This is a genomic window from uncultured Bacteroides sp. (assembly GCF_958445495.1).
Lineage (GTDB): Bacteria > Bacteroidota > Bacteroidia > Bacteroidales > Bacteroidaceae > Bacteroides.
Window position 1 is genome coordinate 1 of record NZ_CAUCSQ010000015.1, and the last position, 22098, is coordinate 22098.

Sequence of the window (22098 nt, forward strand, 5' to 3'; positions counted from 1 at the left end):
GTTCTGCTGTCTGATACAAGAGGATAAATTGAATTGATAGAACTCACCTTAAAAAAGAACCCTTATAATCTAAATAAGGAAGAACTCGCATTGCGAAAAAGAAACTTAGAAGAAGCATTCAGCTATTTTAAAGAAGTTTCAAGTCAACCTTCAATCAAGATACATAGGAAAGCAACAAATGAAAGTATAAAAATGGAAGATAGTTTAATGCTTGGATTTAAGGCCAAGTTTAATGGTGTTCCCCAAATGACAATTTTGGATACAGGTGTTGATTCATATATCTTAATGAAAAAAACGACAGCCAAAGCAATAGGTATAAGACTAAAAAGTGAATCAAAAGGAACGTTGAATGGAGTGGAAATGATGGGAGAAGAGAATATGGTTGATTCTATAGAAATAGGAAATATTACGCTTTATAATATTCCTGTTATAATTTATGATTTCGATTTGACTTCATGTTTGTCGGATTCCATTAGAAAAGATTCATCTACAATGGAACGGTTTAAAATGGCAGACAAATATCTCGAGAATCCGATAATAGGATTACTGTCTATGTTATTGATTGGTAAAATTGAAATAGATTGGGAGAATAGAAATATATTTTTCCCATATAAGAATAGCAATATACTTCGAAAAGATAATAATCTGTTTGTATTTAATAATATGTTATATGCGCGTTTGAAAATAAATAGAACCCCTTTTACAGGATTACTGGATTCAGGTTCTGATGATTATATTAATATGGATACAACATTTTATCAAAAATATCAAAAGGAAATTCCAATAGATACTACAACTGTTAAAGAAAAGCTTAATATAGCATCTGTTCATGGGGTTCAATTGGATGTAAAATATATGGTTGCGGATAATCCTATTATTGAATTTAATGAAAGAACTATAGGGTATACAGGTAAGCATAATATACAAATATATCCGATGTTTCTTCCTTACTTGGTTTCAGATGGAGTATTAGGTATCAATTTTATGAAAAGTATTGGTCGAAAAATATTACTTGATTTTGATAATATGCGTCTTGAAACTATTGAATAAATAGTAAAGATATGGAAATAAAACTGATACCAAATACGTATTTGAAATAATTTCGGAATAATACAGGTATTCAAATAGTTATACCCATTTGAATGCCGAAAACACTCTATAGATATGAAAGATAAGAAACTTTACTTGGTAGCGAACTTTGTTTTCATTTTTTTTCCATACTTTTTGTATGGACAGGAGGATAAATCACAAGAACTTAATACCTTGTTGAATGAAGGAAAATACTTTGAATCGAGAAAACTATATAAAGAAATATGCGATGTGATAAGTCCGGATATGGATTTATTCTATAAGTTTCAAATGGCGCAGTTTATGAATAAAAATGATAGTGCGGCTATTTATATAGAAAATATGTTGATTGATTATCCGGATATGTTTGGGAATAATACAATTTTTGTTTATGCTAGATTATTTGATATATATGCAGTCAGTCTAAGAAACTATGAGAAGAGTGTATGTACCTATAAGCGTATGGTACAACATTTAAAAGATAATCCTTATCATTTGGATGAGAAGGAACTTGCTTTGTGGAAGGATGGGAATAAAACTCGTGTGGATTATTTAAAACAATTGATGAGTCAACCTCCAATAAAATTGAAACGAGGGAGTGTAAACAGCTCTGTATCTTTTAAAAGTGATAAAAAGCAATTAGTAATAGATGTAAAAACTAATGGCATGTCGCAGAAGACGCTTGTTGATACTGGATGCAATTTTTATTATATAATGAATCGAGGAAAGGCAGAGGAATTGGGATTGGAATGCGCTGTTTCCGAAATGAGTAAAGGAGTGATTAATAATACTGAAATGCTTATAAAACAAGTTATTGTTGACTCTATTGAAATAGGAAACATAACCCTTTATAATATACCGGCAACAATCTTTGAATATGATATTACTCAATATCTTCCTGATTCTGTAAAACAACAACAAGAATCTTTTGCTCAAATAGAACCTTTATACACGAATATTACTAATCCAATTATTGGATTACCAATAATGAAATTGATTGGGAAATTCTTAATAGACTATGAGAAGCAGGCAGTTTCTTTCCCATCTATTACCTTTCGTTTGGATTCGTTGATAGATTCTAATATGTTTCTTTACAATGCATATTTATATACACAGTTAAAGCTAAATAAGAAGGACTTTACAGGAACATTGGATATCGGTTTTGATGAATATATGATGATTGACTCTCTATTTTATGAAAGATATCAAAATGACATACCAACGGTTTCTATGGCAGAAAAAGATTCTTATAATATTGTAATGGTTCATCAATTTTATAATAATATTCCATATAAAATTGCCCATAACCTTTCTATAGAATTTAATAATAAACGAGTGTCTCCTCCTTTAGGAAAGGACATAAAAATATACTCAATGCAGCCTGTTTTTTTGCCAATGAAGATTTTTGATGGGATTATAGGATATGATTTTTTTAGAAGGTTAGGAAAGAGGGTATTGCTTGATTTTGATAATATGCGTCTTGAGGTAGAAGAATAGCTTAGCTTAGATAAATGAAAAATACGATTTAAATTATGAATAATAGAAGAGCTTTTTTAACATTGTTTTTTTCTATCATCTATGTTCTGGCTTTTGCTCAAAATGAACAACAGCAAAAGTTGTTGACTTTATTGAGTGAAGGTCGATATTTCGAATCAAGAGATTTGTATAATGAAATACACGATACCCTTGATTTCGATGAAGAGTTATATTATAAGTATTGGATGTGTAAATTTATGAATAGAAAAGATAGTGCTGCAATTTGTTTGGAAAAGATGCTTGAGGATTACCCTGAATTTGTAGGGAATGGTGTAATGTCGATTTATATAGAGCTATTTAATATATATACTGATCTTAAAGACAAAGAAAAAGGTGTATATACCTATAAACGTGTGATGGAATATTTAAAGGATAATCCTTATGGTATCAATGAAGAAGATATACCTGTGCTGAAGAAAGAAACAGAAGAACGTTTTGCTTGTTTTAAACAGCTAGTGAATGAACCTCCCATTAAGTTGAGACGGAAAAAAACAAGTGATTCCTTAAAAATAGAAGGCAAAGATAAACTTTGGCTTAATGCAAAGTTCAATGGGTTCGTACATAAAGCTATATTTGATACAGGAGGAGGGACATACTGTACAATGAGTCGAAATTGTGCAGAAAAAATAGGTGTTAAATATAATACATCTAAAATAGTAAAAAAGCCATTTAATAATACTGATATGCAAATAATTATGGATTCTATTGAAATAGGGGACATTGTACTATACAATATACCGATTCAATTATTGGACCATGATATAAGTCAATATTTGCCCGACTCGATTAAAAATGATTCGATAGAAATGGAAGACTTTGATTCTGTAAAGGATGAGATTGGTAGTCCGATTCTTGGTTTACCGATGATGCAGTTGATAGGAAGATTGCTGATTGATTATGAAAACAATACAATATCTTTTCCTGATATTCATACAAAAATATCAGAAGAACCAAATCTTTTTTTCTATAATGGGGTCTATATGCATGCGAAGTTAAATAAGCAAGACTTCATAGGTCAGTTGGATACAGGAGCCGATAGTTATATTGAGATTGATTCAGTATTTTATGAAAAACATAAAAACGATATACCAATAGATACTATGACAGTGAAAAAGCCATATAATCTTGCAATGTTTCATCGTACATGGGTTGATATGCCTTATCAAATTCCGGATAATTTGAAAATAACTTTTGATAATAAACAAATATCCCCGCCATCAGATGATGAGAATCCGATAAGGATATATTCAATACAACCTATTTGGTCAACGAAGGTTTTTGATGGAGTAATAGGTTACGATTTTTTCAAAAAAATCGGGAAAAGAGTATTATTGGATTTAGATAATATGCGTCTTGAAGCTATTGAATAAATAATGAAAATATGGGAGCAAAACTAACTGTGATTATTCCTTTCTTAAATGAAAAGGAGGAAGTTCGTAATACTGTGAAAAGTCTTCGTGAGAGTTCAGATCAATGTTTTAAGATAATTCTTATTAATGATTGTTCTACCGATGGATACGATTATAAAAAAATTGCAGAAGATTTTGAAACTCAATATATTGAACCTTCAAAAAGAATGGGAGTTGCTGCATCACGAGATGAAGGCGTAAGTAAATGCAATACGGACTATTTCTTATTTTTGGATGCCCACATGCGGGTTTTTCAAAGAGATTGGGTGGAAATAATTGACTAGAGAACTTGATAATGATAGGAAGTGTCTGTTTTGTGCATCTACTTTAAGTCTTGATAAAGAGAGAGTGCCAAATACTGATAATTTAGGATATGCTTCCCGTTTTGATTTTCTTGATTTGAATGCTCCCTGGTTGACAGATAAAGATGATAAATCTGATGACAGAATTATTGATGTTCCTTGTGTGATGGGAGCTTCTTATGCTTGCAATAAGGATTATTGATTACAATTTAAAGAAGAAACCGTCCCTCACCACGAAAGAGGGCGAGACTGAAACGATGTATGCCGACATTGTTTATAGCGGAACAATTACGGCAAGGCTGCTTATTCGGGCAGTAGCCAAGAAAACCGGATTCAAAGAGGGAATGATAGAAGGAACCCTTTCCGAGTTGCGGGACGAAACACTCGACTACCTGGGCGAGGGATTCCGGGTAGAACTGGGAGAGTTTGGATTCTTCATATCTGGCAACATGGGTTTATTACAAGAACAACGTACACCCAACTCACAGGACGGCTGAAGAATACCGCGCTCGCTGACCTCAAATCTTTTGCAGTCGAGGGTATTATCAAGAGGGAGGGACGGGGCAATCAGATGCACTTCATTGCACCGCCACCCAAGGAGCCGGACGGCGAGTAGTGAACTCTGAATGGAGCTGTTTAACTTACGTTCGCGTGTCTAAAACGTACTGTAATCATTCATCTTTAAATGATATTATGGCTGGAAATTTGTATCTTAGCGCCCATGTTGGGTTACTAATCCGGTAACCATATATGTTTGTATAATACTTCTAAAATAAAAAAACGATGTTTCAGAAACTTGTAGCTATAGAACCGGTCAGCCTGGTTCCGTCGGCCGAAAAAGCGTTGTATTCATTTGCCGGTCAGGTGGTGATGTATCCTGATATACCCGCAAATGATGATGAAATAATTGCCCGTATCGGAGATGCTGATGCGGTGCTTTTGAGTTATACCTCCCGTATCAACCGGTATGTACTCGAATGTTGTCCGAATGTGAAATACATTGGAATGTGTTGTTCACTCTATTCTCCCGAAAGTGCCAATGTTGATATTCGTTATGCCAATGAACGGGGTATCACGGTAACAGGTATCCGGGATTATGGTGACGAGGGAGTAGTGGAATATGTAGTCAGTGAGTTGGTGCGCTGTTTGCACGGCTTTGGACAGGAAACGTGGGAAGATTTGCCTCGTGAGATTACCGGATTGAAAGTCGGAATAGTCGGACTGGGTAAGTCTGGCGGCATGATAGCGGACGCCTTGAAATTCTTTGGTGCTGATATTTCATATTATGCCCGCAGTGAGAAAGAAGCGGCTACTGCCAAAGGATATCGCTTTTTGCCATTGAGGGAACTCCTGGCAGAGAGTGAAGTCATTTGTTGTTGCCTTAATAAAAATACGATTCTGTTGCACGAAGAGGAATTTAAGCAGATGGGTAACCGGAAGATCTTATTCAATACCGGTTTGTCACCGGCATGGGATGAGGCTGCTTTTACTGAATGGCTGGAAGGTGATAACCTTTGCTTTTGTGACACGATAGGCGCGTTGGGGGGTGAACAACTTCTCAATCATCCGCATGTACGTTGTATGCAGGTGTCTACTGGCCGCACGCGTCAGGCGTTTGACCGCCTGAGCGCAAAAGTACTGGCCAATCTGTCAGAATACAATGGGTGAAGCGATATTAATCAGGGTGCTCACTACTGACCACCCTGCAATATCCGATGTAGCACTATAAATGTCTACTACGGCATGCACCTGGTCATTTTTGATTTCTACTCTTTGCGTATCTCCCACAAATCCGGGAGTAGACTGTATGGATACCTGCATGTTCTCCGGACCGACAGAAGCCCGTGAGGCGGCAACTGTAACATTCACTTTGGTTGGAAAGAGGCGAATCGCTTCCGCAGCACTGCCGGAGAAAACGGTACGCTGCTCCGTTTGCAAAGAATCATCATAAACGGGAGTTCCTTTGAGTGCGTTAGGACCTTTTTCATTGAAGAAGCGAGCCGTCGTATTTCCCATCAGGGAGGCAGTTCTTAAAACATCGAATCCACCGGTAGCTCCGGATGCGATATAGACCCGTGTACCATTTGCCCTGGCGGTTTCTGTCACTTCCCGGTAGAATGCCTCATCTGCCAAAGCACCGATAGACAAAGTAACGACAGACGTTCCGTTTCTCAATGCCGGCAAAGCCAATTCTCGCATGGCGGCAGGAGAGGCCGATTCTACCAGATAATCAGGCTTTAATGCCAATAACTCTTCCAATGTGGCGCAAGCAATGCAAGGCTTGCCATGTTGCTGCATTTTATTTACGATGTGTGCTGCTTTTGATGCCGTACGCGAATAGACACCTACCAGATAATAATCTGGTAATAAGCCTTTGACAACTGCATCCGCAACGATTTCTGCAAGTCGTCCACATCCTACAATGACTAATTTTTTCATGCAACAAAGATAATACTTTTATTGGTAAGAGCTTCGGCCGGTCTGTAATTACTGGAGGTCTGACAGGATATCCTCGTAACTGATGGCAGGCTTCTCATTCAACAGGCGTGTATGCTCTGCGACGAAAGTGTCATAACACCTTTTGGATGCTCCCTTCTGTCCCATCTGGAATAATATCTGGCACTTGATGCGCATCGCTTCTTCATCAAGCGTATCATTAAGCAGCAGGACGTCTGCTATCTGCAATATGAGCTTGTTGTTTCCTTTCACATCAGAGGTTTCCAACATTCTAAGCATGAAAGTAGTGACCTGTTTGGTATATTCGTCTTTGAAAGAGTCGAGCCATTCTGCACTGATGGTAGGTGTGAGTGTTCCTCCCGCAGCGAGTTTCAGAATACGCTGTAAGGTAGCGATGTCCACCGTTGCTTTGTCCGGTACTTCCTGTAGGATTTTGCTGATCTCATGATAGTCACAGGTAATGTCGTCACCTATACTGATAGACCAGTAGCCGCCTTTATAATTAATGGCTATGTCCCCTGTTCTTTCAAGAATAAGCCGTAGTTTCCTGATATTCACATTCCGGGTGTTGGAAGCATCCGCTTTGTTCATTCCCAGCCAGAAAGTCTCGTCCAGTTCCTGCGAAGTCACTTTTCTGCCTTTTGCAATACTGTTTAGCAGGATATATAGAAACACCTGTTTGATGATGGGCGTAAATTCCTGCGTGATATCATTTCCTTCCTTATCGAACACCTGAAAATCTCCGAGAAGATGGATGGTGGATATACGTGGCTTTTTATCCTGTAATTTGGTTGTGACGGGCTGTTCCTCTGCCTTTGCGGAATTGTCTACCCTCCCTTCTTCCAAAGTACCTGCTGTCGCAGGAGATATTTTTCTCTTCAACCGTTTCCGGTAGCTGATGGTAACGCCTATTATAATAAGGAGAACCACGACCGATAATACGATGTATTTCATAAGCTCCTTATCCCCTCCGGCAGGTATCTGCTCTATGTCCGAAGCCTTGAGTGGAGGAAATGCAAGCGAATAGATTTCGACACTATAATCGTTACCCGGTTCTTTCTTCTCAAGGAAGACACCGTAAAGTGTCGATGTCTGTTCCACATAAATCAAATCGCAGAAAGATTCCGTATCAAGGAAGTTGTAAGGGATGGAGTCCCCCAGCGTTTCAAACGTTCCATTTTTCCAGTCGATAACGCTTAGGATGGCTGTGGAGTGAAACTTGCTGTTATTGTATGCTATCGTGTATGCCTTATGTTCCTCTTTCCGGAGCACCATGGAGTTACTGAACACAAGAGGAGTGGGGCCGACGGAGAACTGCCCGATCATCTTGCTCGTCATGTCTTTATAGTTGATTTCGAGGATATCATAGAGGTTGGTCGGAAACTCCTCCTGACGTCCCGAATGACTGCCATATCCGCCGATAATCAGAAGCGTGTCGTTACCTAAGTAACCCATGGTACTTAAATAACGCGGGATGACGTATGAAGAGAGGTCTTTGGTGGTCCATTCTCCATCGTCCAGTTTATGTTTGTTGATGGTTGCTTTATAGGTGTGTGCACCATATCCTCCGAACAGAATCAGTTCGTCGTCAATGAGAATCCGGTTATGCTGTTGTACGGGGGCCAGATTTTCCCGTCTTTCTTCCGCAGACCATTCGTTCGTTTCGAAATTATAGGTGATAAGTTCGGGGTATTGAACACTATAAGAGATCAGCCGGTTGTTTTTAGCGTCATAAATCGTTTGGCTGCCTCCGTTACGAAACGGATTTCCTTTTTTGTTCATTACTTTCGATACCATTTTATTTGCTATATCATAGGTAATGACAAATTCACTGCTGGCTATGAATATCCGTGGCTGGATGGTGTCGTATGCTATCTGGGCATTGACCTCTGTCAGTGGAATACTTGCTTCCTTTTCCCAAGTGACGTGTTTGTCCACTTTCCAGACACCGTTCTTCACAGTTGCATAGTTGCCTCCTTTTTCATCATACACCCCTTTATCTGTATGGCGCAGCATCGGCCATTCTCTGATTACCTGTCCTTTGTCGTTGGTGATAACGATGTCCCGGACTGAAATGGGAGGTACGTCCGTAGTATAGAACGTTTGGTGAGTATTGGTACCGAAAAGAATCTGGGTGTGCTTGTAACTGTTGAAAGCAAAAGGGATTTCCTTGACTACATTGTTGATCTGGCACCTTATATTCTGCTGGTTGAAAGTCACTTTGATGTCGAGCCATTGGTGCAGTTCCTTGTCATTGAGTTCCGAGAATTGCATATTGCTCAATATCCCTTGCGAATCGGACATTACAAAATTTATCTTGCTGAGGTTCAGATTGGAAATGAAATCCAGGCTTAATGTGTCGTTCACAACAAAACGGAAGATATAACCGTATGTCAGGACAGCCTGTTCCAGTTTTAATTTGAATTGGAGTGAATATCCGGTAGCCATATCAAGTTCACCGTCCGGATTAAGGTTCAGGGAGGTTCTTTGGTCTTGATTGACTGTGTGAGATTGAAATGTCAGTCCGTAGGAGATCTTTTTCTTATCAGGATTGCCAGCATAACTGATACAAGATAATAGCAGGACTAATAGCAATAATATCTTCTTTTTATTATTCGGCATAATTTTTCTCATGATTAAGATAATTCGATCGGGTAAAAACAAAGGAGGTTGTTGCTCCTTATTTTATAGTTCAACAACAAAATTAGATAAAAACTTAAAATCAGCAAAATATTGCAAGTGAAAAGGACGGGCTTGTAGTAAGAAGTAAGACCTGGGGAATTTTAATTATACTTTTTTTCTGTTTTTTGTGGCAGTTAAGGGCTAGTTAAGTCTTAATTAATGATGATATGATATATTTGTTGCCGGAAAAAGCAATAAGTAACGAACCTATATAAGCTGAGAATTTATGAAAACTTGAAAAACGAAACCTTTGTATGAGTCGAATCAAAAACCGTTCGACAGGATAAGAATTTTATCCCCTTTAATCTAAAACAAAATATTATGTTTAAACAGAAAATCAAAACTAAAAGAAGTATTGGATGCAGAATTTACTTAAGCATCTGTCTCTTGCTCATGGGAATTTGTTCTATGGAGGGGGTACATGCGTCACCTCACTCTGACAGGAACATGAATCCCGCCCCCAATCAGCAAAATAACATTACTGTTTCCGGGGTAGTGAAAGATGTGAATGGAATCCCTTTGATAGGAGTCACCGTGTCTGTATTGAATACAACGACCGGAACCATCACCGATGCCGACGGGAAATACACATTGAATGTACCCGCCAATGCAGAACTTCAGTTTACGTATATCGGATTCACGACCGTGAAAGTGAACGTTGCCGGCAAACGTAAGGTAGATGTAACCATGCGCGAAGATACGCAGCAGCTCGAGGAAGTCGTTGTCGTGGCTTACGGTGTGCAGAAGAAAGAAACCGTCACCGGTTCGTTGGCTTCCGTGACTACCAAAGACCTGTTGCAGTCGCCACAGGCCAATATCAGTAATGCGCTGGCAGGCCGTATGCCGGGTTTGTTTGCCGTGCAGCGGAGTGGTGAGCCGGGAAAAGACCAGTCGACTATCCGTATCCGTGGCGTGGGAACCTTTGCCGATAGCGGTAATGAACAAGAACCGTTGATAATGGTGGACGGTATCGAGAGTGATAACTACAACAACATCGACCCGAATGAAATCGAGAATATAACCATTCTGAAAGATGCTTCTGCCACGGCCGTGTATGGCGTGCGCGGTGCGAACGGTGTAATTCTGGTGACGACGAAACGCGGACAGCAAGGTGCTCCCCGCATCAACGTTTCTACCAGTGTGGCCCGTACTTCTTTCATTGATTTGAGAAAGAGCATGAATTCCTATGAGTATGCCAACTCTTACAATCTGGGGCAGGCTTATGATGCTTACGTGACGGGAAATCTTACCCGTCGTTTCTCGGACGAGGTAATTGAAAAATACCGCACCCAGTCCGATCCGATTCTCTATCCGGACGTAAATTGGACAGATTTGCTGGTGAGCGATGCTTCCTATCAGACGCAGACCAATATCAATATCAGTGGCGGTACCGAACGGGTGAAATATTTCTTCTCCGCAGGCTATTTCACGCAGGATGGTTTGTTTAATACCGATGTTTATGACCCCGGTTATGACTATCAGTTGAAGTACAGACGCTATAATCTGCGTTCCAACTTCGACTTCAATATCAACAAGAACTTGAAAGTCAGTTTCGACCTTTCCACACAGATGGATGACACAAGAGGACCTAACTGGTCGACTTCCAGTTTCATGAATATGCTGATAACTGTTCCGCCTACTATTTCTCCGGGAGTAGTGGACAATAAGATCGTAATGGTTCCCACTACGGCACAAATACCCGCATCTACCCCTATGGTGGCTTACATCAAGGGAAATCATAAAGACTATGCCAACTTTCTGAACGGCTCAATCCGTGTGAACTATAAGATGGATTACCTGACAAAAGGTCTGGCAGTGCGTGCAGCTATTTCCTACAAAAACTATAACAATCATATCCGCAAATACGAGCGTAACGGTACGACCTATGAAGGCAAAGCGGACGGTAACGGCGGAGTCGTTCTGATTCCAGGTGATGACGGTTCGGAGGTAACACGTTTTAGCGAACAATACCAGAAAAACCGCCGTGTCTATTTTGAAGGAGGTATCGAATATGCCCGTCGTTTTGGGAGTCACAACGTTACGGGGTTGATACTTTACAATCAGAGCAAATACTATAGTCCGGATTTGGAGTTTTCTATACCGCAGGGGTATCAAGGATTGGTGGGCCGTGTCACTTACGGGTTCAAAGACCGTTACTTGTTCGAGTTCAACATTGGTTATAACGGGACGGAGAACTTTGCTGAGGGAAAACGTTTCGGTACATTCCCGGCATTTTCTTTGGGATGGGTACTTTCCGAAGAATCGTTCTTCCCGAAAGGCGAGGCAGTGACTTTTGCCAAGATTCGTGGTTCCTATGGTGTGGTCGGAAATGATAAAGTCGGAGGTTCCCGCTTCCTTTATCGTCCTACGTCTTACACCTATACAGTCGATAAGAATCTGTTTGGATCCAGTGATATTTATCACTTCGGCGAGATAGGTTCTTCTTATCAGGGATATAAAGGTGTGTACGAGGGCAAACTCGGAAATCCGGACCTGACATGGGAAAAGTCCAAGAAATGGAATATCGGTGCTGACATGAAGTTTTGGGACAGTAGAATCGGACTGGTATTCGATTACTTCGAAGAAAGACGTAATGATATCCTCTGTAATCGTGGAACCGTACCCAATATCACGGGAGCCGACTTCCCTGCCTATAATCTGGGACGTATGAAAAACTCCGGTTATGAATTCGAACTGTCTTATTATGACAAGGTTGGTGATTTCAGTTATTTTGTAAAAGGTAATTATAGTTTTGCCCGTAATAAAATTTTGTATAAGGATGAAGCTCCTTGGGAATATGCCTACCGAAGTGAAACCGGTCTCCGTTACGGGCAGATTTTCGGTTATGTAGCCGATGGACTTTATAATACTTGGGAAGAGGTGAACGACCCCAACCGTCCTACTTACATGTGGAGCAACAACAAGATTCAGCCGGGTGATATCAAATACCGGGACATTAATGGCGACGGTGTGATTAATGACAACGACCAAGTACCTATCGGTTATTCTAACTTTCCGGAGAAAATCTTCGGATTCTCATTTGGCGGCGAGTTTAAGAATTTCGACTTTTCTGTTTTGTTCCAGGGAGCTTCTAATGTTTCTACAATTGCTTCCAACGTATCCCGTCAGGGATTCAATAACAACAGGGGTGCCGTGCAGGACCTGTTGAAAAGCTGGACCTACGAACGTTATGCAAGTGGACAGGAAATTAAGTATCCACGTTTTTCTGTATCCGATAATGATCATAATTACGTGACTTCTACTTATTGGCTTGAAGACGCTTCTTACTTGCGGCTGAAGAATGCAGAAATAGGCTATACGTGGCGCAATTCTTTTTTCAAACGCATTGGTATCAGTTCGCTTCGTCTCTACGCTAATGGTAGTAATCTGCTGACTTGGACGGATTTGTTGCCCGGTGAAGATCCTGAATCTCCTATGATGGATACTAATAACGAGCCTTATCCTGTGACGAGAACCTACAATTTAGGTGTGAGTATAAATTTTTAAAGATGAATGGAATGAAAAAGTTAGTTACTATAATAATATCTTGTATTGCGTTGGCAATAGGTTCCTCTTCTTGTGAGGATATGATGGGAAACTATCTGGATAAAGCTCCCGGGATTGATGTGACCGAAGATACCGTATTCTCATCGACTGCCCATGCAGAACGTTTCCTGGCCACCGTCTACCGATATGCCGTGCATTCCAATCTGCCTTATTTTACGGAGGGATGGGAAGACCCGACCAATTACGATGGGACATTGACTTCCGGAGCCAGTGATGAGTCGGAGACATGTGCAGCCTGGTACTCTACTCAAAAATGGAATTCCGGTTCGTTGACTCCGGACGATATACAAGACAAACGCTACCCGTTTCGTTGGGTCGCTCTCCGGCAGATTGCCGTTATGATAGAACGCATTCATGATGTACCCGACATCTCCAATGCTTATGCCAATCAGATTATTGCAGAGATGAAGACCCTTCGCGCACTGAATTATCTGGAGATGATGAAATGGTACGGTGGCGTGCCTATCATCGACCGTCGGATTGATTTGAATGAAGACTTGAAAATTCCGCGTGCTTCTTTACAGGAAGTGGTGAATTTTATATTAAAAGACTGTCAGGATGCTATTGATACTCCTGAATTCCCGGAAGACCAGACCGGTGCCCAGAAAGGACGTGTCAGTAAAGGGGTGGCACTTGCTATCAAAGCGAAAACATTACTGTATGCTGCCAGTCCGTTGTTCAATACGGAAACACCTTATATGAGTCTCGGAGTGAATAATAATCTGATTTGTCTGGGCAGTTCCAATCACGAATTATGGAAACAAGCTGCTGATGCAGCTAAAGCTGTACTCGACTGGGCGGCCGCTAATGGTCATCACCTCATTACGGATCAGGGAGTGGATAAGAATTATCGCTACTCATGGGAAGTTTATGACAATCCGGAAATCATTTTCGCTGAAAAGGCACATGGTGAAATCGGTACTTGGGATTGGCCCTGGTCAGCTATTTCTCCTCCCAATATTTATCCGGGTAACCGTGGACAGAGTGGTATTTCGCCGACGCTGAACTTTGTGAAGAAATATGAGAAACGTGACGGTACGGACCAGTACTGGAATCCCGATGGTGGTACCGATTTGCAGGCAAAGATGGGCGAACTGGATTATCGCTTCTCACAGACGATTGCTTATAACAAATCCATCTGGAATGAAGAAAAAGGTGAAATGCAGATATGGGAGGGCGGTAGAGATGCTAGTACTTGCCATGGAGGCTTCTGGTTGCACAAACATTTCCCTGCCAAGATAAACAATACTCAGAGTAAATTAGCTCCGAACTCAACCCTGTTCCAGTTGAATGAATTTTATTTGAGTTACGCGGAAGCACTGAATGAATACCACAACGGACCGACGCCGGAAGCTTATGCTGCTGTAAAAGCGATACGCGACCGTTCCGGACAACCGGAATATCCGGCAGGATTGGATTACGAGAGTTTCAAGAAACGCATCCATCGTGAGAGAGACATTGAAATGGCTTTCGACAATCACCGTCTGTGGGACATCATGCGTTGGAAAGAAGCGGAAACGGAGGGAGTGATGCAAGGTGATATGTGGGGAATCAAAATCTATAAGATAGACGGAAACGACAGCGAATTCAGATATGAGCCTTATGTGTTTGAAAAACGCAGTTTCCACAAGAAGATGTATCTCAACCCATTCCCTACATCGGAAATCAACAAAGGTTATCTGGTTCAGAACCCGGGTTATTAATTACCTTAAAAGTAATATAGTATGAAAAATAAGATGATATATAGAAAAAAAGGATGGATGTTGACGGCTATGCTGGGTTTCTGCCTGGGTGGTTCCGTAGCAGCACAAACCATATCGTCAGATACGATAAGCTATGTGGCTTACGGCACACAACCCGCATGGATAACTACCGGTGCAGTATCGTCTGTGAAAGGATCGGCTTTGGAGAATTCTTTCACTACGAATGTAGCCAATACCCTGCACGGGCGTCTGCCGGGGCTGGTCACTCTTCAGGGAAGTGGCGAAGCGGGTTCCGATAGTCCCACCATGCTTTCTCGCGGAGTCAGTTCGTTTGCTGCCGGCAGAGGGATGTTTATGGTGATTGACGGCTTGCAGGCTCCCGACGGTTATTTCCAGCAGTTGGTGCCGGAAGAAATCGAATCGGTTACTCTTTTGAAAGATGCCGCTGCCACCGCACTGTACGGCAACAGAGGGGCGAATGGCGTGTTGGTCATTACAACGAAGAGAGGACAGACAGGTGGATTGAAAATCAATTTCAGTGCCAAGGTAGGCTTTCAACAAGCTACCCGTTTGCCTAAGTTTGTAGATGCCTATGATTATGCAAATCTGTATAATGAAGCTTTGGTGAACGATGGAGGCTCTCCTTTATATTCCAATGAGGCATTAGAGGCTTATCGTACCGGAAGTGATCCGCTGCTTTACCCTGATGTGGACTGGTATGACACTATATTGAGAGACAATGCTCCGGTGATGAATTATAATTTCAATGCCAGTGGAGGAAATGATTTAATCCGTTATTTCGTATTGTTCAATGCAGTGAAGAGCGAGGGATTGTACATTAAGACAAAGGGGCATTCCGACTATACGGATAATTCCAATTTCGTACGCTATAACTTCCGTACCAATGTAGATTTGAACCTGACGAAACGTTTGTCTGCCACGATTACCGTTGGCGGTACGATTGAAGACAAGTCTCTTCCGGGAACTTCGGAAAATACGGGTGCGGTGTTTGATTTGCTTTCTTCCGTTCCGTCCAATTCATTCCCTATTTTTGTAGGAAGCCGCCAGTATGGAGGAAACAATACTTATGCCAATCCATTGGGCGAAATTGCGGAAAAAGGATATTATAAAACCAACGGACGTCTGGCTCTGACTTCTATCCGCCTGAAAGAAGATTTAGGATTTATTACTCCCGGATTAAGCATCTCGGGTGCTATCGGGTTCAATTCCTACTTCCAGACATATACCATCGGAAGCCATGATTACCAACGGTTCAGCGTACAGAAAATTGCGGATGAAGTAGAATTGACTCCCATTGGTGAAGACAGTGGAAAACTGAATATAGATGAAGGCAAATCGTATCAGCAACGTAATTTATCCATGCAGGCATTGTTGAATTACGACCGTACTTTCGGTGTCCATACAGTTAGTGGTATGTTAATGGCTAACCGTGATGAATTGACTATATCAGAACACAATCTTCCTTATTTCAATGTTGGTATGGGCGGACGTTTCACGTACGTTTATGACCAAAGATATATTGGTGAGTTCACATTCGGCTACAACGGGTCCGAGAACTATCCGTCGGGACACCGTTTCGGATTCTTCCCGGCAGGTTCTATCGGCTGGATCGCAACGAATGAGGGCTTCCTGAAAGACAATAAGGTACTTACATTCCTGAAACTGCGTGCATCGTATGGACTGACCGGTAATTTCGATATCGGTGGTACCCGCTATATGTTCGACCAGTATTACGACTGGGGAGGTTATTATCCGTTCGGAGATGCGAACTCCAATGTAGAGACCTACTTTGAGGGAACACTTGCCAACTCAAGTGTGACCTGGGAGAAAGAAAAACAACTGAATGTAGGCTTTGATGCAACATTGTTTAGAAAATTAGATATCAGCTTTGACTTTTTCAACCGTGACCGCAGAGACATTCTGGCAACTCCTTATCGTACGATTCCCGATTTCGTAGGATTCAAGAAACCGGAAATGAATGTCGGTAAGGTGAACAATAAAGGTTTCGAGCTGACAGCTCGTTATGCAGACCGGATTAATGATTTCAACTACTATGTACAGGGTGGCGTGTGGTATGCTCACAATGAAGTGAAATACAATGCGGAGATGTTGCAGCAGTACTCTTATATGTATCGCACCGGTCACCGGGTAGATCAACCTTTCGGATTGCAGGCCATCGGCTTCTTCAAGGATCAGAAAGACATTGACGACTCTCCCCAGCATACTTTCATGAAAGTGCAGCCGGGTGATATCAAATACAAGGATATGAACAATGACGGGGTAATCAATGAAAATGACGTTTGTGCCATCGGATATACCAACCTGCCGGAGTTTACTTATAGCTTCAATCTGGGTTTTGCCTACAAGGGTTTCGACCTCGACGCAAACTTCCAGGGCGTAGGTAACCGTACCGTATACAGAAGCGGACGCTATTACGAAGCTTTTCGCAACAACGGCAACGCATCGGAATGGGCACTCGAAAGATGGACACCTGCCACAGCGGCTACTGCCACCTATCCCAGACTGTCTACAGGCGAAAACCAGAACAACTATCAGACATCATCGTTCTGGCAGGAAAACGGTGCATTCCTCAAACTCCGCAGTCTCGAAGTGGGATACACGCTTCCCGTTCAGCTTGTGAAAAAGCTAAGCTTGGATAAAGTGAGATTTTTCCTCAACGGAACCAATCTGTTCTCTTTCGACCACATGGATGGGTTTACCGATCCGGAAACGATGAGCGGCTATCCTGCCATCCGGACCATGAGCATCGGTGTGAATGTACAACTGTAAAAGCCCTGTAACTTAAAATTGTAACGATATGAAAAAGATAAATATACTATTATCCGGCTCGATAGCCGTTCTTCTGTTAAGCTCGTGCAACCCTATTCTCGATAGGGAGATGATGCTGACCATGACAGAGAAGCAGGCGTTGGAAAGCTATGACGTCGCTCAAAAGCGTGTGAACGGGCTTTATACATATCTTCCCAACGGATTTTCGCCGGTGGGAGGAGCGATGATGGCTGCCGCTTCCGATGAAGCCGAGTATTCGGTAGCTTCTTCATCCGTCCACATGTTCAACAACGGTTCGTGGAATCCGCTGAATAACCCGGATAACGTCTGGACTTATTATTACCAAGGAATCCGTCAGGCGACTCTTTTTCTGGAGACTGCCGACCAGATTAACATGGAAAGATACAAACTGGACCCGCAGAATCAGGCTGATTATGAAATGAGAATGGCGAATATCGAACGGTGGAAATACGAAGCCCGTTTCTTGAGAGCTTATTTCTATTCCGAATTGGTGAAGAGATATGGTGGAGTACCCCTGGCAAACGAACTGATGGATATGGACACCGACTACCGGAACATTCCGCGGAATACATTGCAGGAATGTATTGATTTTATAGTCGATGAGTGCGGACAGGTAGCACCGCATTTGCCGGCCGTCTATCAGGCGAGTGATATGGGACGTGTCACCCGGGGAGCAGCTTTGGCTCTGAAGAGCAGAGTGTTGCTGTATGCGGCAAGCGAACTGTTTAACAATCCGGTATGGGCACAAGGATATGAGCATAAGGATTTGATTTCTTTAAGTGGAACGGACAGACAGACCCGGTGGGAGAATGCAGCGAAAGCGGCCGGAGAGGTTCTTTGGGGTACAGACGTGGCGGAAGCCGGTTATAAATTGTCCGGGAATTATCAGAGCTTGTTCCGTTCGTTCAGCGATAATGAGATAATTCTTGTCCGCCGTAACGGATATGATAATTCATTCGAGAAGAGCAATTACCCGATTGGTGCCGATCAGGCAACCGGTGGTACGGCTCCTTCCGGAAACTTGGTGGATGCTTATGAAACTACTAGTGGAAGAACGTTCAATTGGAAAGACCCGTCGATGGCTGCAAGACCCTATGAAAATAGGGATCCTCGTTTGGCTGCAACCGTTCTTCCGAATAATAGTACTTTCCAGGGACGGCCGGTAGAATGCTGGGAAGGCGGAGCCGATGGACCGGACAAAAATAATGCTTCCCGAACTGGCTATTACTTGCTGAAATACGTTGATCCCGAATTGAAACTCCTACAAGGCCAGACGGCTATTCACTCTTGGATTATCATTCGTTTGGGTGAAATCTACCTCAATTATGCCGAAGCCATGAATGAGGCTTATGGTCCCGATGCAAAAGGAGTCTATGGGAAAAGTGCCCGTGATGCTGTTAATGAAGTACGTAGACGGGTAGGTATGCCTGACGTAGTAGCCGATTCTAAGGAAGAAATGCGTGAGAAGATTCGTCATGAGCGCCGGGTAGAACTGGCGTTCGAGGATCACCGTTTTTGGGACGTGCGCCGTTGGATGACTGCTCCGGATGACTTGAATGCGCCGCTGAAAGGGGTGAAAGTCACTCGACTTTCTTATAACAGTTTCGAGTATCAGAGTGTGGAAGTAGAAAGCCGGAGCTTCAAGCGTTCGATGTATTTCTATCCGATTCCGCAGAATGAGCTGAACATAACAGGATGGCCACAGAATCCGCTTTGGTAATGTAATTATTAAATAGAACAGAAGTATGAAAAATAAGAACATCAAACTTTGGATAGCAGCCCTGGCTTGTCTGGCAGGATGGAGCTCATGCACCCATGAAGAATATGTGGATGTAGAGTATCCCGAACAGCAGATTTATATGCCGGCTGCCAATGTAGATGCTGACGGGATATATTTAATTGATGATGTACCGGCTACTTCCCTTTCGGAGGAGGTGCCGGGCAATCCCTATCGTTTTAAAGTAGACATGAAGACGTATGATTTCGTCGTTCCGTTGGCTGTCTATCGTTCGGGCATAGAAGACGGAGGAACGTTGAACATAAGTCTTCGTGTAAACAATGACACGATACAAAAATTGATAAACGCGGGTAAACTGGAAGCGAACATACTGCCCGTAGACAGATACCGGTTGGAGAAATCGGCAGAGCTTGCAGACGGGAGCACTTATGTACCGTTCAATCTGATTGTGGATTTGAAGTATCTGGATGATAATTATACGGAAACAGGTAAGAAGTTTGCGGTAGCAATAGAGGCACAATGCCATGACCGTCAGTTGAATCATAATGTGGTGATTGTAGTGATTGATACCAAAATCATGCGTCCTACCGTTGATTTTACTTTTTCTGTGGATCAGAACAACTGGAAACGGATTATTTTCAAGAGTACGGCCAAGTATGCTTATTCTTCTACTTGGACGTTTGGTGAGGGGAATGCAACTTCCACTTTGGCTAATCCATCTCATACATATACCGATAAGGGTTCTTACCAGGTTACCTATAGAGCGGTTGGAATCACGGGTAAAGAAGTGGTAGTTTCCAAAACAATCTCGGTATTGAATATTGGTAAATTACCGAATGTGAAGTGGAAGATTACAGATTATTCGAGCTATTCTGCTGAGTCTCCTGGTGATGGACGTCCGGAAGCGGCTATTGATGGTGACCTTTCGACTTATTGGCATTCGCAGTGGAGTGATCCTATTCCTGCATGGCCACATTGGTTTGCAGTAGATATGGGGGAGGTACATGTTATTAGTAGTTTTGTTTGTTACAGACGTTCCGGAGATGCTCGTGGACAGATAAAGAATAGATTCTGGACTAGTCTGGACGGTGTGAATTGGGACGATCAGGGAGAATTCGCTTTCAACTCCGAAACAGATGACGGACAAACATTTCCGATGAATAATTACCCCATGGCAAGATACTTCAAATATGAAGCTACGGAAGGACCAAATGCATGGGCGTTCCTAGCTGAAATAGAAGTGTATGGAGAAGTCGAATAATAATAGAAGAGATTAAAATGTTTAAAAGAAGAATAATTATGAAGAACCTGAATTTATTTATGTACTGTGCATTTGCAGTAATGTCATGTAGCTCTGATTTTCCGACTTATGACGATATTAAAAAACAGCCGGAACCGGTACAGGCAAAAACAGTCAATGAATTTCTCAATTCAATGGGAGTATGTGCCGGAATTGAGGGTAGAGGGGAAACTGTAGAGCCGAGTGCTGATGATAATATGGGCTCTGCTGAACGATTCAACTATATAGGAGTGCGTTGGGTACGTGCAGGAACAGAAGGCTCCTATAGAAGCGATCCTGACGAGTTGGCGGAATCACGGGAAAAACTGATGAAAAGTTTGTATAAGTTCCATGAATTAACCAATGCAAAATTTTCTTTTGGTATAGGTAGCGGTTCCAGTGGTGGTAAAGCTGAACTGGAGTTTATGCTGGATTGTGCTAATGAATTGGCACAAAAAGGAATGTTGATTGCTCTCGAAGGGGCTAATGAACCGAATAATTTTCCGTTAGTTTATGACGGAACACCCGGTGGTGGGAGCGATACATGGCTGGGAGTAGCTTATCAGCAACGAGATCTTTTTGAACTCTCCAGAAGCAGTAAATATCCGTATCTGAATAACATACCTGTGTGGTCGGTATCTACAATCGGTGCGACGAATGATAATGTAGGGTTGCAATATCTGACTATACCGGATGGAGCGAATACCAAAATGCCTGACGGAACCCGTTATGCAACTCACATGAACTGTCACAACTACGCATTTCAGAATGAGGGTGAATGGGCGAAGCCGAATGACAACCAGACTTGGAAACACTCGGATCCTACTTCCAATAATCCCGGTGACGGACCGTACGTGAACTTCGGTGTAACCTGGAATAAGAACTTCAAGGGATATACTAATGAAGAACTGGCCAATCTACCGCGTGTCGTAACGGAAACCGGATTGAAGGTTTTCGGAAACTTCTCGGAAGAGATACATGCTTCTTTCCTGATGAATATCTATTTGAGCCAGTTTAAGAGGGGATGGTCCAACACGGCTATCTATATTCTTCGCGACCGTGTGGATGAAGATCCTATAAACATCACTTATGGTATGTTCAGAGGTGATAATACGAAGCGTCCGGCTGCCGATTGTATCCGTAACATGACTACGATTCTGGCGGATGACGCAAATGCTTCTTTGAATCCGGGAACATTGACGTATGCCATTCCTAACCAGCCGTCGGTAGTGCACGACCTATTGTTGCAGAAAACGAACGGTAAATATTACCTGATTGTCTGGGGTGAGAAATACTCGGGAGGTAAGGTGAACGCTACTGTTCAGTTCGGTCAGAAAGTGAAGAAAGTGAATGTCTACAGTCCGAGAGAAAGTGCGGATGTGCAACAGACTCTGGACAATACGGATGCCATCACAATGACTTACACTACTAATCCTTATATTTTTGAAATAGAACTCTAAAAACTAAACAGATTGTCTGCCATCCCGGTGGAATATCCGGGATGGCAGATTTGATTATCAGAGCT

14 protein-coding genes and 1 pseudogene are annotated in these 22098 nt (G+C 42.1%); 13 read left to right on the forward strand and 2 right to left on the reverse strand.

Annotated elements, in window-relative coordinates:
• Positions 1 to 33 precede the first annotated feature (33 nt).
• The 7 genes and pseudogenes from Q5076_RS07040 to Q5076_RS07070 all read left to right on the forward strand — a co-directional run bounded on the left by Q5076_RS07040 (position 34) and on the right by Q5076_RS07070 (position 5983).
• The gene (locus Q5076_RS07040) at positions 34 to 1050 is read left to right on the forward strand and encodes a retropepsin-like aspartic protease (RefSeq protein WP_303011994.1); all 1017 of its coding nucleotides are present in this window, start codon (positions 34 to 36) and stop codon (positions 1048 to 1050) included.
• Between the two features lie 114 nt (positions 1051 to 1164).
• The gene (locus tag Q5076_RS07045; RefSeq protein ID WP_303011995.1) at positions 1165 to 2565 is read left to right on the forward strand and encodes a retropepsin-like aspartic protease; all 1401 of its coding nucleotides are present in this window, start codon (positions 1165 to 1167) and stop codon (positions 2563 to 2565) included.
• 35 nt (positions 2566 to 2600) lie between these two features.
• On the forward strand, positions 2601 to 3974 hold the full coding sequence (locus Q5076_RS07050; RefSeq protein ID WP_303011997.1) for a hypothetical protein: 1374 nt from the start codon (positions 2601 to 2603) through the stop codon (positions 3972 to 3974).
• A gap of 11 nt (positions 3975 to 3985) precedes the next feature.
• Complete coding sequence (locus tag Q5076_RS07055) at positions 3986 to 4297, forward strand: glycosyltransferase family 2 protein (RefSeq protein WP_303011998.1); 312 nt, start codon at positions 3986 to 3988, stop codon at positions 4295 to 4297.
• The gene (locus tag Q5076_RS07060; RefSeq protein ID WP_303011999.1) at positions 4290 to 4517 is read left to right on the forward strand and encodes a hypothetical protein; all 228 of its coding nucleotides are present in this window, start codon (positions 4290 to 4292) and stop codon (positions 4515 to 4517) included. Before Q5076_RS07055 ends, Q5076_RS07060 begins: the two co-directional genes overlap by 8 nt.
• Positions 4510 to 4931: pseudogene (locus Q5076_RS07065) on the forward strand (hypothetical protein). The gene Q5076_RS07060 and the pseudogene Q5076_RS07065 overlap by 8 nt, the downstream one beginning before the upstream one ends.
• A 167-nt stretch (positions 4932 to 5098) precedes the next feature.
• Positions 5099 to 5983: a D-isomer specific 2-hydroxyacid dehydrogenase family protein gene (locus Q5076_RS07070; protein ID WP_303012003.1), complete on the forward strand. Its 885-nt coding sequence runs from the start codon at positions 5099 to 5101 to the stop codon at positions 5981 to 5983.
• Here Q5076_RS07070 and Q5076_RS07075 read toward each other — a convergent pair.
• Together Q5076_RS07075 and Q5076_RS07080 are read right to left on the reverse strand one after the other, a co-directional pair.
• Positions 5966 to 6754 (reverse strand): aspartate dehydrogenase domain-containing protein, encoded by a 789-nt coding sequence (locus tag Q5076_RS07075; protein WP_303012004.1) that lies wholly within the window; start codon positions 6752 to 6754, stop codon positions 5966 to 5968. The two genes, Q5076_RS07070 and Q5076_RS07075, sit on opposite strands and share 18 nt — an antisense overlap.
• 48 nt (positions 6755 to 6802) lie before the next feature.
• The gene (locus Q5076_RS07080) at positions 6803 to 9406 is read right to left on the reverse strand and encodes a hypothetical protein (RefSeq protein WP_303012005.1); all 2604 of its coding nucleotides are present in this window, start codon (positions 9404 to 9406) and stop codon (positions 6803 to 6805) included.
• Positions 9407 to 9847: 441 nt separating this feature from the next.
• Between Q5076_RS07080 and Q5076_RS07085 the strand changes: the two genes are divergently transcribed.
• Genes Q5076_RS07085 through Q5076_RS07110 form a run of 6 tightly spaced genes read left to right on the forward strand, consistent with a single transcriptional unit; the run spans position 9848 to position 22033 of the window.
• Complete coding sequence (locus Q5076_RS07085; RefSeq protein ID WP_303012006.1) at positions 9848 to 12961, forward strand: TonB-dependent receptor; 3114 nt, start codon at positions 9848 to 9850, stop codon at positions 12959 to 12961.
• Between the two features lie 11 nt (positions 12962 to 12972).
• A complete protein-coding gene (locus Q5076_RS07090; protein WP_303012007.1) occupies positions 12973 to 14724 on the forward strand; it encodes a RagB/SusD family nutrient uptake outer membrane protein in 1752 nt (583 codons plus the stop codon).
• A 21-nt stretch (positions 14725 to 14745) separates the two neighbouring features.
• A complete protein-coding gene (locus Q5076_RS07095; RefSeq protein WP_303012009.1) occupies positions 14746 to 17535 on the forward strand; it encodes a TonB-dependent receptor in 2790 nt (929 codons plus the stop codon).
• Between the two features lie 28 nt (positions 17536 to 17563).
• Positions 17564 to 19276, forward strand: a complete 1713-nt coding sequence (locus Q5076_RS07100) for a RagB/SusD family nutrient uptake outer membrane protein (RefSeq protein WP_303012010.1) — start codon at positions 17564 to 17566, stop codon at positions 19274 to 19276.
• A gap of 25 nt (positions 19277 to 19301) precedes the next feature.
• Positions 19302 to 20555: a discoidin domain-containing protein gene (locus Q5076_RS07105; RefSeq protein ID WP_303012012.1), complete on the forward strand. Its 1254-nt coding sequence runs from the start codon at positions 19302 to 19304 to the stop codon at positions 20553 to 20555.
• Between the two features lie 38 nt (positions 20556 to 20593).
• A complete protein-coding gene (locus Q5076_RS07110; protein WP_303012014.1) occupies positions 20594 to 22033 on the forward strand; it encodes a glycosyl hydrolase in 1440 nt (479 codons plus the stop codon).
• Positions 22034 to 22098 lie beyond the last annotated feature (65 nt).